This window comes from Amycolatopsis sp. NPDC114503, assembly GCF_055633655.1.
In genome coordinates this window covers 353244-368752 of record NZ_JBVKDT010000002.1, presented here as the reverse complement: position 1 = coordinate 368752, position 15509 = coordinate 353244, and the positions used below count along the sequence as shown (strand labels likewise).

Annotated in this window: 12 protein-coding genes; 10 read left to right on the top strand and 2 right to left on the bottom strand. The window is 70.4% G+C overall.

The genetic code is table 11. From position 1 onward, the window contains the following. The first annotated feature begins 410 nt into the window (after positions 1-410). From ACZ7OI_RS09535 to ACZ7OI_RS09505, 7 genes are all read left to right on the top strand, one after another. Complete coding sequence (locus ACZ7OI_RS09535) at positions 411-1835, top strand: MFS transporter (RefSeq protein ID WP_470263722.1); 1425 nt, start codon at positions 411-413, stop codon at positions 1833-1835. After that, positions 1832-3310 carry an FGGY family carbohydrate kinase gene (locus ACZ7OI_RS09530; protein ID WP_470263721.1) on the top strand — a complete coding sequence of 493 codons (1479 nt, stop codon included), beginning with the start codon at positions 1832-1834 and terminating at the stop codon, positions 3308-3310. Before ACZ7OI_RS09535 ends, ACZ7OI_RS09530 begins: the two co-directional genes overlap by 4 nt. Before the next feature lie 55 nt (positions 3311-3365). Beyond that, positions 3366-5051 (top strand): glycerol-3-phosphate dehydrogenase/oxidase, encoded by a 1686-nt coding sequence (locus ACZ7OI_RS09525; protein WP_470263720.1) that lies wholly within the window; start codon positions 3366-3368, stop codon positions 5049-5051. Beyond that, entirely contained in the window at positions 5048-6610 is a 1563-nt protein-coding gene (locus tag ACZ7OI_RS09520; protein ID WP_470263719.1) for an FAD-binding oxidoreductase, read from the top strand. The genes ACZ7OI_RS09525 and ACZ7OI_RS09520 overlap by 4 nt, the downstream gene beginning before the upstream one ends. Positions 6611-6837: 227 nt before the next feature. Continuing rightward, the gene (locus tag ACZ7OI_RS09515; protein ID WP_470263718.1) at positions 6838-7431 is read left to right on the top strand and encodes a glycerol-3-phosphate responsive antiterminator; all 594 of its coding nucleotides are present in this window, start codon (positions 6838-6840) and stop codon (positions 7429-7431) included. Continuing rightward, complete coding sequence (locus ACZ7OI_RS09510; RefSeq protein WP_470263717.1) at positions 7428-7712, top strand: putative quinol monooxygenase; 285 nt, start codon at positions 7428-7430, stop codon at positions 7710-7712. The genes ACZ7OI_RS09515 and ACZ7OI_RS09510 overlap by 4 nt, the downstream gene beginning before the upstream one ends. Further along, positions 7712-8794 (top strand): zinc-binding dehydrogenase, encoded by a 1083-nt coding sequence (locus tag ACZ7OI_RS09505; RefSeq protein WP_470264304.1) that lies wholly within the window; start codon positions 7712-7714, stop codon positions 8792-8794. Before ACZ7OI_RS09510 ends, ACZ7OI_RS09505 begins: the two co-directional genes overlap by 1 nt. A gap of 213 nt (positions 8795-9007) precedes the next feature. Here the strand turns inward: ACZ7OI_RS09505 and ACZ7OI_RS09500 are convergent, their stop codons facing one another. Then, positions 9008-9577 (bottom strand): YbhB/YbcL family Raf kinase inhibitor-like protein, encoded by a 570-nt coding sequence (locus ACZ7OI_RS09500; protein ID WP_470263716.1) that lies wholly within the window; start codon positions 9575-9577, stop codon positions 9008-9010. Positions 9578-10106: 529 nt separating this feature from the next. On the opposite strand from ACZ7OI_RS09500, the gene ACZ7OI_RS09495 reads away from it, so the two are divergent. Beyond that, positions 10107-10661: a phosphotransferase family protein gene (locus ACZ7OI_RS09495; protein WP_470263715.1), complete on the top strand. Its 555-nt coding sequence runs from the start codon at positions 10107-10109 to the stop codon at positions 10659-10661. Positions 10662-10779: 118 nt separating this feature from the next. After that, a complete protein-coding gene (locus ACZ7OI_RS09490) occupies positions 10780-11829 on the top strand; it encodes an FUSC family protein (protein WP_470263714.1) in 1050 nt (349 codons plus the stop codon). Here ACZ7OI_RS09490 and ACZ7OI_RS09485 read toward each other — a convergent pair. Then, positions 11807-14077, bottom strand: a complete 2271-nt coding sequence (locus ACZ7OI_RS09485; protein WP_470263713.1) for an FdhF/YdeP family oxidoreductase — start codon at positions 14075-14077, stop codon at positions 11807-11809. The two genes, ACZ7OI_RS09490 and ACZ7OI_RS09485, sit on opposite strands and share 23 nt — an antisense overlap. Positions 14078-14289: 212 nt before the next feature. Here ACZ7OI_RS09485 and ACZ7OI_RS09480 point away from each other — a divergent pair, with 212 nt between their 5' ends. Further along, positions 14290-15507 (top strand): PucR family transcriptional regulator, encoded by a 1218-nt coding sequence (locus ACZ7OI_RS09480; protein ID WP_470263712.1) that lies wholly within the window; start codon positions 14290-14292, stop codon positions 15505-15507. Positions 15508-15509: the final 2 nt, after the last annotated feature.

Sequence of the window (15509 nt, the reverse complement as noted above, 5' to 3'; positions counted from 1 at the left end):
GTCTTGTGGGTTTTTTTTCAGAGAAAAACGCAACTCCTCCCCCCCGTCTTTTTCTGAGGAGGGTGTTGGGGGTCTTGGGGGGGGGGGGTGAGGGCGAAACCCGGCATCGCCACTCACGAGGCTGCGGCGCCGCGCGCGCCGCGCCTGCCGACGGGGGCGAGGGGATGAGAACCCCGCGCGCTGCTGAGAAGACCTCATTGGGGCGCTCGGCGCCGTAGGCAGCCGCTTCGGTATCCGCTCTCACCGGCATCGCCGCTCACGACCCGGGCCTTCTTGACGCGCTCGGGTTCGCCGCTTAATCTTGCGTTCTCAGACAGGCACAGACGAAGAGCCACTGTCAGCGGTCTTCGTCGTGTCTGTTTTTTCGTATGCCGGGATCGCTGACAGCCAGCGCAGAAAGTTGGCGGTCCATGAGTTCACCCACGGTCGCAGCGCCGCGATCGATCGCGAATGTTTCGCAGGTCACCGCGCTGATCAACACGTTGTCGAAGTTGCCGCGCAAGGCGAACCTGCTGTGGTACCTGGTCCTGGGCGGGCTGTTCCTGGACGCCTATTCGAACGCCGCGCTCGGCGCCGGTCTCGCGCCGATGACCAAGGAACTGGGGCTCGGCGCGGGCCAGGTCGGCCTGCTCACCGCGACCGCGCCCGCGATCGCCATCCTGTTCAATCCGGCGGGCGGCTGGCTGGCCGCCCGGATCGGCCGGGTCAAACCGCTGATCGCGGCGAAGGCGATCGCCGGGCTCGGCGCGGTGCTCACCGCCACCGGCGGCAGCTTCGAGGCGGTCTGGGCCGGCCGCGGGCTGGTCGGTGTCGCCTACGGCATCGACTTTGCGGTGGCGATGGCGCTGCTCGCCGAGTACACCCCGGCGAAGCTGCGCGGACGGCTGAACCTGTGGCAGTCCGTCTGGTACGTGGCCACCACGGTGAACCTCGCGCTGACGCTGGCGTTCTACCAGGCCGGCGTGTCGGTGGAGATCTGGCGCTGGTCGGTCGGTTCGGCCGGGGTCTTCGCGCTCGCGCTGCTGGTGCTGCAGATCGCGTTCCTCGCCGAAAGCCCGTCGTGGCTCGCGGCGAAAGGGAGGCTGTCCGAGGCGGCGAACAGCCTCCGCCGGATCTACGGTTTCCAGGTGACGCCGGGGACCGCGAGCGCCGAAGACGTCGCCGCCGAGCAGCGCAAGATCGGGTTCCGGCAGGCGGGCGTGCTGTTCCGCAAGCCTTACCTGCAGCGCACTTTCCTGTCCACGGCGATCTCGCTGACCCAGGCGATGCAGTACTTCGCGATCGGCTGGTACCTGCCGGTGATCAGCCTCGCGATCTTCGGCGACAAATTCGAAACGGCCACGCTCGGGTCGATGATTTTCAACGTCGCCGGGATCGTCGGCGGCGCGCTGTCGGCCTGGTTCGGCCGCAAGATCGGGCTGCGGGTCAGCTCGGCGATCGGCTACGGCTTCGCGTTCGCCATCCTGCTGGTGATGGGGCTGGGCTTCGGGAAGCTGCCGATCGCGATCGGGTTCCTGCTGCCGTTCCTGTTCATTTTCTTCCATTCGGCGGGCCCCGGCGCGAACGGCAAATCGATCGCGGCGCTGTCCTACCGCAGCGACATCCGCACCCTCGGCACCGGCGTGACCGGCATGCTCGGGAGCTTCGGCAGCGTCGTCGGGCTGTACGTCTTCCCGCAGATCAAGGAGGCGATGGGCCTCGGCCCGACGATCGCGCTGCTCGCCGTGGTGCCGCTGCTCGGCCTGGTGTCCTGCCTGATCGTGCGCTGGGACCCGACCCGCAGCGGCGTCGACCCGGACGACGAGGAGATCTCGCTGCCGGGGAGGACGGCGTGACGCGGCGCGGAATCCTGGCCGTCGACGAGGGTTCGACCGGCACGCGGGCCGCGGTCGTCGGCGAGGACGGCGGGTGCGGGCCGTCGTTCTACACCTCCGTCGATGTCGTTCATCCGGAACCGTCGCGAGTGGAGCAAGACGCGGCGCAACTGCTGGAGCGCACTGTCGACGTCGCCCGCCAGGCGATCGCCTGGGCGGGGGAGAACGGCGTCGAGATCGTCGGGATGTCGGTGTGCACTCAGCGCGCTACGGCGATCCTGTGGGACCGCGAGACCGGGCAGCCGCTGGCTCCGGCCGTGGTGTGGCAAGACACCCGGTATGCGGACGAACTGGCGAAGCTGTCTCCGGACTGGGATCCGGTGCTGTGGGAGAGGGCCGGCCGTCCGGTCGGCACCCGCGCGCCGTTCCTCTGGGCCGCGCGACAGCTCGATCAACTCGACGTGCCCGCCGACCGCGTGCTGTTCGGTTCGGTGGACACCTGGCTCGTGTGGCATCTCAGCGGACGCACCAGATATGTCATGTCGGCGACCAACGCCGTCGCGTTCGGCGGGTACCGGCTGCGTGAACACGCTTGGGACCAGGAATGGCTGGCAGCACTGGGTTTTCCGGCCTCGCTGGCCCCGCCGCCGGTCGACGACGACGGCGATTTCGGGTACACCGACCCGAACCTGCTCGGCATCGAGGTGCCGATCGCCGCGGTGATGGGCGACCAGCACGCCTCGCTGATCGCGCTCGGTGCGCTGACTCCGGGCCAGGGAACGTGCGTGCACGGCACCGGCACCTTCGTCGGCGCGCTGGCCGGTGACGAACCGCCGGGCGGGCTCGGCAAGGTCGACGGTGTGCTGTGCCTGGTCGGCTGGCGCAGCGCGGGACACAGCCGGTTCAGCCTGGAGGCCTATACCTCGACCACGGGTTCTGCCTTGCGATGGCTCACTGAGGATCTCGGGCTGTTCCGTTCCGCTGCCGAGATCAGCGAACTGGCGGCGGCCCAGCCGAGGAGCGCCTCGACCTGGTTCGTGCCGACGCTCGCCGGGCTGCGCACACCGGTGCAGCGGCCAGGTGCACGCGGGCTGCTGACCGGGCTGAGCCTGGCCACCACGCGCGACGTCGTGGCGCGTGCGGTGCTCGACGGGATCGCCCACGCGGTGAGTGACACCGTCGACGCGCTGCGGACGACGATGAACCGTCCGGTGACGCGGCTGCGCGCCGGTGGCGGATTGGCCGCCAGCGACGTTCTCCTGCAAAGCCAAGCCGATTTCGCCGGCGTCGAGATCGAACGAGCAGCTGATTCGGCGACTGCCAGCCTGCGGGGTGCCGCGTATCTCGCGGGCGTCCGGCTCGGGGTATGGCCGTCGCTGGCCGAAGCCGTTGCGCACCAGGGGAAAGGCGAGGTCTTCGAACCTCAGCTGCCCGAGGACGAACGGCGCGAACTGCGCGCACGCTGGCAGGACGTGCTCGCGGTGTCGCTGTCCTGACCGTTCTGTGTGTCCCTTGTGGACGTTTTCAACTTTGGAGTGGAGAGACAAGCTCATGTTCACACTGCCGTCCCGACGGCCGAACGCCGTCGCCGCGAGGGCGACCTTGTCCGCGCCGTTGCGGCTGGACCGCCGCGCGGCACTGACCGACCTCGAAACCGGCACGTTCGATGTGCTGGTGATCGGCGGCGGCGTCACCGGCGCCTACACCGCGCTGGACGCTGTCTCCCGCGGCTTGAAGGTGGCGCTGGTGGAGCGCGACGACTTCGCGTCCGGTACCTCGTCCAAGTCGTCCAAGATGGTGCACGGCGGGCTGCGCTACATCGAGCAGGGCAACCTCGACCTGGTCCGGCATTCGCTGCTGGAGCGGCAGCGGTTCCGCCGCAACGCCCCGCATCTGGTGCAGCGGCTGCCGTTCCTGTTCCCGATCCTGGCGAAGGACGGGGTGTTCGACGCCCGCATCGCCAAGGCTTTCGAGAGTCTCTTGTGGACATACGACCTCGCGGGCGGCTGGCGGATCGGGAAGCTGCACCAGCGGCTCACGGTCGACGAGGTGCTCTCGCACGCCCCGACGCTGCGGGCGGAGAACCTCAAGGGCGGCCTGATGTATTACGACAGCCGTGCTGATGACGCACGGCTGACGCTGGCGATCGTGCGCAGCGCCGCCCGCCACGGCGCGGTGGTGGTCAACGGTGCCGAAGTGACCGGACTGCGCACCGCCGGCGGACGGGTCACCGGTGCGACGGTGCAGGCCGGCGGCGAGCAGATCGACATCCGGGCGCGCGTCGTCGTCAACGCGACCGGCGTGTGGGCCGACCGGGTGGAGGGCATGGCCGACCACGGTCACCAGCCGCAGGTCCGTCCCGCCAAGGGCGTGCACATCGTGCTGCCGTGGTCGAAGATCCGCAACGACTGCACGGTGACGGTGCCCATTCCGGGCCGCGCGCGGCGGGCCACCTGCACGCGCTGGGGCGACGTCGTCGTGGTCGGCACCACCGACACCGACTACACCGGCTCGACCGACGACGTGCACTGCACCCGCGAGGAGATGGACTTCCTGCTCGAAGGAGCCCAGATCGCCTTCGACGCCAAGCTGGACGCCAGCGACGTGCTGGGCAGCTACGCCGGCCTGCGCCCGCTGGTCGGCGGCAAGGAGGGCGCGACGCTGGACATGCGCCGCGACCACCACATCACCGTGTCCGCGGGCATGGTCACGGTGACGGGCGGCAAACTCACCACGAGCAGGCACATGGGCGAGCTGGTCGTGGACAAGGCGCTCGGGCTGCTGGGTCGGAAAGCCAAGTGCCGCACCAAGAATCTGCCGCTCGTCGGCGGTGCCGGATACGACGCGGAGGCGACTGCCGCGACCGGCGGCGTCGCCGCGCACCTCGGCGGCCGGTACGGCACCGAGGCGCGGTTCGTGAGCGCGCTCGTCGACGAGAACCCGGCGCTGGGGGAGCCGCTCATCGAGGGGCAGCCGTTCCTCAAGGCCGAGGTCGTGTTCGCGGCACGGTCGGAAATGGCGCGCTCGGTGGACGACGTGCTGTCGCGGCGGACCCGGCTGCGGCTGTTCGCCCGGGACGCGTCGGCCGAGGCCGCGCCGCTCGTGGGCGAACTGCTCGGCGCGGAACTCGGCCTCAGCCCGGAAACCGTTGCGGCGCAAGTAGAGCAGTACCGGGCGGACGTCGCCCGGGAGAAGTCGATCCTGTTCGGAGACAACCTGTTGGGAGCCAACGCATGATCAGCCGTCAGACCATCACGCACCCGTTCAACCGGGGCAACTACGTGGTCGGCGCGCCGACTCCGCCGCGCTGGGGCGGACGCACCGAACCGGGCGAGGGCGACGCGTCGCTGCAGACGGCGGCCGTGGCCGTGCCCGCCGCGCTGACCGAGGCGCTGCGCAAGCTGGCGGACGCGGTGCACACCGAACGCGACGAGGTCGTGCTGCGCACCCGCGACTGGTGGGCCGGCTCGATGATCGGCGAGACCGCGGGCGCTCCGGCGACCCCCGACGCGGTGATCGCCGAGGTGAGCACCGTCGAGCAGATCCAGGCCGCGGTCCGGCTGTGCGGCGAGCACCGGGTGCCGCTGACCGTGTCGGCGGGACGCAGCAACGTCACCGGCGCCGCGCTGCCGGTGTACGGCGGGGTCGTGCTGGATGTGTGCGGTCTCAACAAGATCGTGTCGTTCGACGCTGAGTCGCAGATCGTCGAAGTGCAGGCGGGCATGTTCGGCGACCTGTTCGAGAAGGAACTGCAGGAGACGCACGGCGCGACCACCGGGCACTGGCCGTCCGCGTTCGCGATCTCGACGGTCGGCGGCTGGGTGGCCTGCCGCGGCGCGGGCCAGCTGTCCACCCGGTACGGGAAAATCGAGGACATGGTCGTCGGCCTCGACGTCGTCCTCGCCGACGGCACCCTGGCCCGCTTCGGCGACTACCCGCGCGCCGCGACCGGCCCGGACCTGCGGCAGCTGTTCGTCGGCTCGGAAGGCACGCTCGGCGTGATCACCGCGGTGCGGCTGCGCACGCACCCGTTGCCGACGTATTCGAAGGCGATCGCGTACGGCTTCGAGACCTTCGCCGCCGGGCTCGACGCCTGCCGCCGGATCATGCAGCGCGGCGCGACCCCGGCCGCGATGCGGCTGTACGACAAGCACGAAAGCGGCACGCACTTCGGGCAGCCGGGCACCAACCTGCTGCTGATCGCCGACGAGGGCGACCCGGTGCTGGTCGACGCCATGATCAAGGTCAGCGCCGAGGAATGCGCGGCGACCGGGTCCGAAATGGACGGTCAGCCGGTGTTCGAACGCTGGCTGGACGAGCGGATGCTGGTCGGCAAGTCCGCCGACGGGTTCACGCCGGGGCCGGGATTCGTCGCCGACACTCTGGAGATGGCCGGTTCGTGGTCCGCGCTTCCGGCGATTTACGACGAGGTGGTGGCTGCGATCGAGGCGGTGCCGGGGACGTTGGCCGCGTCGGCGCACCAGTCGCATGCTTACACCGATGGGGCTTGCCTGTACTTCTCGCTGCGCGGCGACGTGGAGCCGGAGAAGCGGCGGCACTGGTACCGGTCGGCCTGGGATGCGGCGAACGCGGTGCTGGTACGGCACGGGGCGGCGTTGAGCCATCACCACGGGTCGGGGCTGCTGCGGGGGCCGTATCTGGCGGATGCGCTCGGGAGCGGGTTCGGGACGTTTGTCGAGGTGAAGCGTGCTTTGGACCCTGCCGGGTTGCTGAACCCCGGCAAGCTCGGCCTGCCGAGTGACCTGGGCCCGAACCCGCTGGACTCAGCTCGCTGACCGGTGCCTTGAGGTCCGTGAAGGCCTCCTTGAGGGAATCAGATTCCCTCAAGGAGCCCTTCACGGACGGTGCCGGGGCGGGAGCCCGCTGGACCCGGCGCGGGCGACGGGGCTGGGGTTCGAGAGGCCGTGAGGGGAACCCCGAAGGACTCTGATTCCCCCAGGGTTCCCCTCACGGGGCGGAAGGCCGGTCGGGGAGTCGCGGAAGGCATGAAACGGTGGACGGCATGAACGAGAAAATCACGGCGGCGTTCGAGGACGTGCCGGTGTGCGCGTCGGTGGTCGGCGTCGCGAAGGTGCCGGATTTCGTGGCCGCGGCGTCCCGCGTCGGGATTCTGGCGTCGGTCCCGGTCGGGCAGCTGCCGAAGATCGTCGCGGCGCTGGCCGGGCGGGACAAGCTCGTGTTCGTCAACATCGATTCGTGCCCCGGCCTCGCCACCGACCGCGCGGGCGTGGACTTCCTCCAGGAGATCGGGGCGGCCGGGGTGGTCAGCACCCGGGTCGCGCCGATCGAACGCGCGCGGGCGCTGTCGATGCTGACGATGCACAAGGTGTTCGTCACCGACCGGTCGAACCTCAACCGGAGCCTGGAGGCGGTCAAGCGCAGCGGCCCGGACCTGGTGGAGCTGATGCCGGCCCCGATCATCCCGTGGATGTCGGAGTCGGCGAGGGAAGTCATGTCGCCGTTCGTCGCGGCCGGTTTCGTCACCGACCGGGACGGCGTGGCGCATTCGTTGGCGATGGGCGCGGCGGCTGCCGCGTCCTCCGATCCGGGGCTGTGGTCGCTGACCCGGTCCCGGCCGCGTACAGGAGAACAATGAGTTTCGTAGTGGTGGCCCGGTATGCGACCGCGGAGCGGGACCGGGTCGTGGAACTGCTCGGCCCGATGGCGGAGGCGTCGCGGCGCGAGCCCGGCTGCCGGCGGTACACCGTCCACACGGGAATCGAGGACGGGGTCGTAGTGATCGTCGAGGAGTACGACAGCGAGGCGGACTTCACCGCGCACTGCGCGTCGGAACACTTCACGCGGATCGTGCTCGGCGAGGTCGTGCCGTTGCTGTCCGAGCGGCTCGTCACCCGCTGCGTCCCGGTCGGCGCGTGATGGAGGTTCGCGGCGCGGTCCTGCGCGAGGTCGGGAAACCGCTGGAGATCGAGACGCTGACGCTGGCCCCGCCGGGACCCGGCGAGCTGCTGGTCCGGGTGCGCGCGGCCGGGCTGTGCCATTCGGACCTGTCGGTGATCGACGGATCCCGGCCGCGCCCGGTGCCGATGGTGCTCGGCCACGAGGCGGCCGGCGAGGTCGTCGAGGCCGGACCGGGCAGCGATTTCCGGCCCGGCGAGCACGTGGTCCTGACGTTCGTGCCCTCGTGCGGCGACTGCGCCCCGTGCACGGCGGGCCGCCCCGCGCTGTGCGGTCCCGCCGCGGCGGCGAACCGCGAGGGCACGCTGCTCGGCGGGGACGTCCGGTGGTCGTCGCCGGCCGGGAACCCGTTGCACCACCTCGGGGTTTCCGCGTTCGCCTCGCACGTGGTCGTGTCCGACCGGTCGGCGGTGCGGATCGACAAGGAGCTGCCGTTCGAGATCGCGGCGCTGTTCGGGTGTGCGGTGCTGACCGGTGCGGGCGCGGTGTTCAACGCGGCGGAGGTGCGTCCCGGCGACAGCGTGGCCGTGTTCGGCCTCGGCGGAGTCGGCCTTTCCGCGCTGCTTGCCGCGAAAGCCGCGGGTGCCAGCACTTTGCTCGCGATCGATCCGGTGCCGAGCAAGCGGGAGCTGGCGCGTTCACTGGGCGCTACGGTGCTGACCGGTGACGTCGCGGAGATCCGCGAGCGGACCGGCGGCGGGGTGGATTACGCCGTCGACACCACCGGCGTGGTCGCCGCCCTGAGCCAGGCGTACGAAGCGACCCGGCCGGGCGGGACGACGGTCACCGTGGGCCTGCCGGATCCGTCCGCCGGGTTGACCTTGCCCGCGCAAAGCCTGGTGGCGGAGGAAAAAACCCTGCGGGGGAGCTACCTGGGCTCGTGCGTGCCGCGGCGGGACGTGCCTCGGTTCATCGCGCTGTACCAGGCGGGATTGCTGCCGGTGGAGGCGTTGCTGACGCATTCGATCGAGCTGGAGGAGATCAACGCGGGGTTCGCCCGGTTGCGGGACGGGGGCGCGGTCCGCCAGGTGATCACCTTCTGAGGTCACGCCCGGTCCGGGTGCGAGTCGCAGCAAAGCGGTGCGCTCGCCGGGGTGCCCGCGGAGCCAGGGTCGCGATCATGGCCGACGCGCCTGCGGGCAGCGACCCGGGTCCGTGCGCGCGGCGGCTTATCACGTTGTGCCGGGCAGTTCCCAGCGGAAGGCGGGGCGCGGTCCAATAGGTGAGCACCTTCGGAAACCGCGCCCCCGAACCGGCTATGAGTTGCCCCGCAGCGAGGCAGTCGCGATGGTCGCCGCGTCGATGGCAGTCTCCGCGGCCTGGGTGGTCGAGTTGGAGTCAAGCTCGGTGAGCGATTCCTTGTTCAGCGCGTGGACCGCCCACTCGTACGTGTGGTTCGTCGTGCACGGCCCCTGGTATCCGAAGAAGTTCGCGCTGCCGCGGTAGTAGGCCTGCCGTGACCCGGCAGGGACCGCCGGCTGATACGCGTGGTCGACGTTCTGCGGCAGCTCGGCGGTGGCGGCCGGGATGTCGTAGATGACCCAGTGGATGATGCCGTTGTCGAGGTCGTGCATGACGATCGCGTAGCTCTTGGCCTGCTCCGGCGCTCCGGACCAGGCCAGCGGCGGCGACTCGTCCTTCTTTTCGGGGTCGCCGTCGCCGCTGCTGGCGCAGTCGTGGACCTTGGGGATCATCCCGCCGTCGGCGAAGGCGGTGCTGGAGAGGGCGAAGGCGTCGCGTCTCGGGTTCGCCGACGCGGCGGCGGGGCTGAAACTCGCGGCGCAGAGGACGAGCAGGGCGAAGAGAGCGATTCTGGTGCGTCTCACTGGAGGCTCCCGAGGCTGCTGGTGGTCTCGTGTCCTTTCGTGGGGAGAGTGTGCGCCGGAACCGGCGGGGACCGTCGCGCCAGCGGCAGTGAGTACCACGTTTCCCGCCAAGAGTGACATCCGGCGCGGCAGTAGGGTGCGGAAGTGAGCGAAACCCGGGGGCGGCTCGGCAATCAGGACCTGGCCGGGGTGGTGCGCGCGAATTGGTGTCAGTGCAGCGGCTGCGCGGAGGTTCGAAAAAGGGCGGCTACCGGCTGACGTTGGACGACCGCACGACCAGCGTCGCCTGTGTCTGGAACGCCGACGAGGACTACTGGCCGGACGCGGCATCGCCCGACCACAGCGATCCCTTCGGGCACAGCACCGGCATCGGGTTGTTCGAGGCCGCGCATGCAGCGTCGTCCGAGGCTGGCGTCCGGGTTCCCGGGGTTGTCCTGCTCGACCGCAGCAAGACCCTCATCGCCGGTGACGTCGCGGTGGTCGAGTACGTCCGCGGCGGCACGTTGGAAGCCCTCGGGGACCGGCGCGCGTGCTGGCCCGCCTCGGCGACATCGTCCTGGCCCTGCACCGCACGCGGCGTGCTCACCACGGCCGTCCGGGCGCCGACAAGCCTGGCGACCCGGTGCAAGACGTTGTGCTGCGCCGCGCGCTGGATCACCTCGCCGAGGCCGCCGCCCGGGTGCCGGAGATCGCGGCCGCCGAACACCGCCTCGCCTCCCTCCTCGGGAAACGGCACGCTGCGGTGACCCCGCGCACCGAATACGGGTTGATCCACGGCGAACTGGGCCCCGATCACGTCCTCGTCGACGAGCACGACCAGCCGGTGCTCATCGACATCGAGGGCGCGATGTTCTTCGACGTCGAATGGGAACACGTCTTCCTGGAATTGCGCTTCGGCGAACATTACCGCTGTTTCCGCGATACCGGCCTGGACGACCGCCGGATGCGGTTTTATCGGCTGGCGATGTATTTGTCCCTGGTCGCGGGCCCGCTGCGGTTGCTCGACGGAGACTTCCCGCACCGGGAAGCGATGCTGGACATCGTGCGCCAGAACGTCGTCCGCACGCTCGGCCAGCTTGGCTGACCGCGCAGACATTGTTGTGGCGTCCCACAATCCGGCCCGGCGCCGCCGTTCGCGCGGGTATCGTGGGACGACCGGCCGATCCCGGTGACTTCCCGTCGGACGATCAAGCGGAGGACAGGTGCCGGTGGCGACCTCGGCCGCAGCCGCGCGCTCGTTCGACGGCGGCGAATGGTGGCATGCCGGCAGGGTCGCGGCCGGGCTGCTGATTCCCGGGCTGGCGCTGCTCGCGGCGGGCCGTCCGGATCTGATCATTTTCGCCGCGTTCGGTTCGTTCGCCGGGATGTACGGCCGCGCCGAGACGCGGGCTCTTCGCTTCCGGCACCAGCTCCAGGCGGGCGCGGTGCTGCTGAGCGGAGTCTCGCTGGGTGTCCTGCTGTCGGCGTCTCACGCCCCGGCCTGGTTGCTGGTGGTCACCGAAGCGGCGTTCTCGTTCGGCTGTGCGCTGGTGACGAATCGGCTGGATTTGAGCCCGCGCGGGCCGTTCTTCGGCATCTTCGCCCTCGGTGCGATCGCGTTGGTTCCTGCTGGGCGGGTTGAACCGTGGGCCGGAATTGCCTTGTGTGCGGGCACAATCGCCGGATGTGTCCTCATTGGACTGACTGGCCCGGAACGCCCGGCCGCTCCCGGGACGCCGATGTGCGCGCCGGAGTGCGGTGCGGTGTGCGCCGTGGTGCATGCCGCCCGGTACGCGCTGGCGATCGCCGCCGCGGGTGCGGTCGGGCTGCTGCTCGGCGTGGACCACGCGAACTGGGCGATGGCGTCCGCGGCGGTTCCGCTGGCGGCGGCCGGCCCGCGCAGCCGGTTGCATCCGGGACTGCGGAGCGTGCTGGACCGCAGCGCGCACCGGGTCCTCGGGACGCTGGCCGGGCTGGTCGTCACGGCTTTGCTGCTGCTCCCCGGATTCGGGGCCGCGCCCTTGGCGTCGGCGGTGATCGTGCTGCTGTTCCCGACGGAGTTGTTCATGTCCCGCCATTACGGAATCGCGCTGGGGTTCTTCACTCCGCTGATTCTGGTGATGACGGAGCTGGCCGCGCCCGCCGCGCCGGAAACGCTGCTGACGGCACGGGTGGCCGACACCCTGGTCGGCGTCGCGGCCGGCATCGGGGCGGCGGTGCTCGTCCGCGCCCCGTGCCGGACCGCCGGTCTCACGCGGAGCGTTCGACCGTGACCTTCAGATGCTTCATCAGCGGCTGATCGCTCTGCGTGCTGTAGTCGCCGATCGCGCACAGCACGTTCATCTCCGGCATGTACCCGGCCGCGCAGCCGCGCGGGATGTCGTACGGAATCGCCCGGTAGCGCTGCACCGAACGCGTTGTGCCGTCCTTCGCGGTGGCGGTGATGTCGACTTCGTCGAACTCGCTCAGGCCGCGGTCGCGCATGTCTTCGGTGTTCAGGAACACCAGCGTGCGGAGGTTTTTGATGCCGCGGTAGCGGTCGTCGTCCGAGTAGATCGTCGTGTTCCACTGGTCGTGCGAGCGCATCGTGCCCAGCGCGAGCGTGCCGGCGGCGGGCACGACGTCCGGCAGGTCCGCGGTGGAGAACTCGGCGCGCTCGGACGGCGTGTGGAAGACCCGTTCGCGCGCGGCTTGGTGGATGCGGAAGCCCAGCGGCTCGCGGACGCGGGTGTTGAAGTCCTCGAAACCTTCCAGGACTCGCGCCATGGTGTCGCGGATCCGGTCGTAGTCGCCGACGTAGTCCGCCCACGGCGTCGCGCTTTCCGGCAGGGTCGCGCTGGCCATTCCGGCGATGATCGCGGGCTCGGACAGCAGATGCGGCGAGGCGGGCTTCTTCATGCCCGTCGACAGGTGGACCATGCTCATCGCGTCCTCGACCGAGGTCGATTGCAGTCCGGCGGTCTGGAAGTCCTTTTCGGTCCGGCCGAGGCAGGGCAGGATCAGCGCCTGTTTGCCGTGTTCGAGGTGGCTGCGGTTGAGTTTCGTGCTGACCTGCACGGTCAGCTCGCAGTTGCGCAGCCCGGCCGCGGTGTAGGGGGTGTCGGGCGCGGCGAGGGCGAAGTTGCCGCCCATGCCGACGAACACGCGCACGTCGCCGCGGTGCATCGCTTCGATGGTGCCGACCGTGTCGAGCCCGTGGTGGCGCGGCGGGTCGATGCCGCAGATCTCGGCGAGCTTGTCGAGGAATTCCGGCGCCGGGCGGTGGTCGATGCCGCAGGTGCGGTTGCCCTGGACGTTGCTGTGCCCGCGCACCGGCGACGGCCCGGTCCCGGGGCGGCCGATGTTTCCGCGCAGCAGCAACAGGTTCACGATCTCGCGGACGGTGTCGACGCCGTGCTCGTGCTGGGTCACGCCGAGGCACCAGCTGATGATCGACCGGTCGGCGTCGCGGTAGATCTTCGCCGCCGCGCGGATTTCGGCCTCGGACAGCCCGGACTGCCGCTCCAAGTCCGCCCAGGACGTGGTTTCGCAGACGACGCGGTACTTCTCGACGCCGGAGGTGTAGGTCTCGAGGAAGTCCGAGTTGATCGCGTCAGGGTCGGTTTCCGCCATCTCGAGCAGGGCTTTTGCCATCCCCCGGACGAACGCGAGGTCGCCGCCGATGCGCGGCTGCAGGTTGAGCGTGGAGGTCGGGGTCGCTCGGAAGGTCGCCATCCGGACGAAGTCGTGCGGGATGATCGTGCGCGTGGCCCCGGCCTCGACCAGCGGGTTGATGTGCACGATCTGCGCGCCGCGCCGGTGTGCCTCGGCGAGCGCGGTGAGCATCCGGGGCGCGTTGGACGCCGCGTTGACGCCCATGATGAACAGCGCGTCGGCGGCTTCCCAGTCGTGGATGTCCGCGGTGCCCTTGCCGGTGCCGAGAGCGGCCTGCAGCGCGCGGCCGCTCGCCTCGTGGCACATGTTCGAGCAGTCGGGCAGGTTGTTCGTGCCGAACTCGCGCGCCCACAGCTGGTACAGGAACGTCGCTTCGTTGCCCAGGCGCCCGGAGGTGTAGAACGCCGCCTGGTCGGGGGAGTCGAGGCCGCGCAGCGTGGCGCCGACCAGCTCGAACGCCTTGTCCCACGAGATCGGGACGTACCGGTCGGTCTTCTCGTCGTAGCGCAGCGGTTCGGTGAGCCTGCCCTGCGCCTCCAGCGTCGTGTCGCTCCAGCCGTCCAGGTCGGACACCGTATGCGCGGCGAAGAATTCGGCTCCGACGCGTTTCCGCGTCATCTCCCAGGTGACGTGCTTGATCCCGTTTTCGCAAATGTCGAGATGCAGGCCCTTGGTGTCGTCCGGCCACGCGCAGCCCGGGCAGTCGAATCCGCCGTTCTCGTGGTTCATCTTCACGATCGCGCGCGGCCCGGCGAGAAGTTCCCGTTCCCGGACGAGGAACTGCGTCACGCTTTTCGCCGCGCCCCAGCCCGCGGCAGGATGGTGGTAAGGCTTGAACTCCGGCTGGTCCTCGCGCTGCTCGTCCACCGTAACCCTCTCGCCCGCGACTGTGCTTCCCTTCTGATTCAAGCACGACGGCCCGCGCCGGGCATCCGGGCGGGGAATGCGACCGGCTCAATTGTGGGCCGCGACAAACATTTCTGTGGCCGCGCACAAAATGCGCGGGAAATCGGTGCTCGGTTTCCGGGGAGGGAAATCCGCGTGCGCGGCCGCGGCGGGACGCAGGTAGCATCCCGGACGTGGCCGACCGGGAGGAAAACGCTGTGCGGACCGCCGCCCTGACCGAGCTCGTCGCCTGGGCCGACGAACGGCTGCCCCGGCTGATCGACGACGTCTGCGCGGCGAGCTGCGAGCGGATCGGGATGTACCGGGACGAGAAGATCGTCCCGCGCGCCGACCTGCACCGCTCGATCGCGGTGAACCTCCGGTTCATGGTCGACGCGCTGGGCGGCAGCGAGGCCCCGGACCAGCGCGCGCCGAAGGAGACCGGCCGCCGCCGGGCGCACCAGGGCGCGCCGCTGCCCGAGGTGCTGCAGGTGTACCGGATCGCCTGCGCGATGCTGTGGGACCTGCTGGTGGGCCGGGCCCGCGAGGCGGGAAGCACCGACGTGCTGATCGACGTCGCCAGCCTGCTGTGGCAGGTCACCGACGAGCACGCGGTCCGGGTGACCGAGGCGTACCGGGCGGCGAGCGCGGAACTGCTGGTCGCGCAGCAGCGGCGGCGGTCCGCGCTGGCCGAGGCGCTGCTGACCGGCGCGCGCGGATCCGACTCCGGGCCGTGGGAGGCGGGACGGCTGCTCGGCCTGTCGCTGGACGGGAAGCTGACCGTGGTCGCCGCCGAGACGCGCGGGCTGGCCGAGGAGAGCCTGGTCGGCGTCGAACGACGGCTCGGGAAGCTCGGCATCGTGTCGGCGTGGCATCTCTCGCCGACGCTGCAGGCCGGCGTGGTGTCGCTGCGCGAGGAGCAGTACGACGAGATGCTCGCCCTGCTGCGCGAACTGGCGCTGGCCCGCACCGGCGTCAGCCCGCTGTTTCGCTCCCTGACCGAAACCCCGCGCGCGGTCCACCTGGCGCGGACCGCGCTGTCCGGCATCCCGCCGGAACGCGGCGAGGTCCGTGCGTTCGATCCGAGCCCGCTGGCGGCGTTCGTCGCCTACGACCCGGACGAGGGCCGCAGGCTGGGGGAGCAGGTCTTCGGGGCGGTGCTGGAACTGCCCGCCGAGGAACGCGACGTGCTGCTGGAGACGCTGGACGCGTACTTCGCGCACGGCGGCTCGTCCGAACGCGCGGGGCAGGCGCTGCACTGCCACGCCAACACGGTGCGGTACCGGCTGCGCCGGATCCGGGAACTCACCGGCCGGACGCTGACCGATCCGCGGGACCTGGCCGAACTGGTCGCCGCGATGCAGGCGCTGCGAGTCGATTCCGCTCGCTCGATCGATCCTCTGGGGAGCTGACG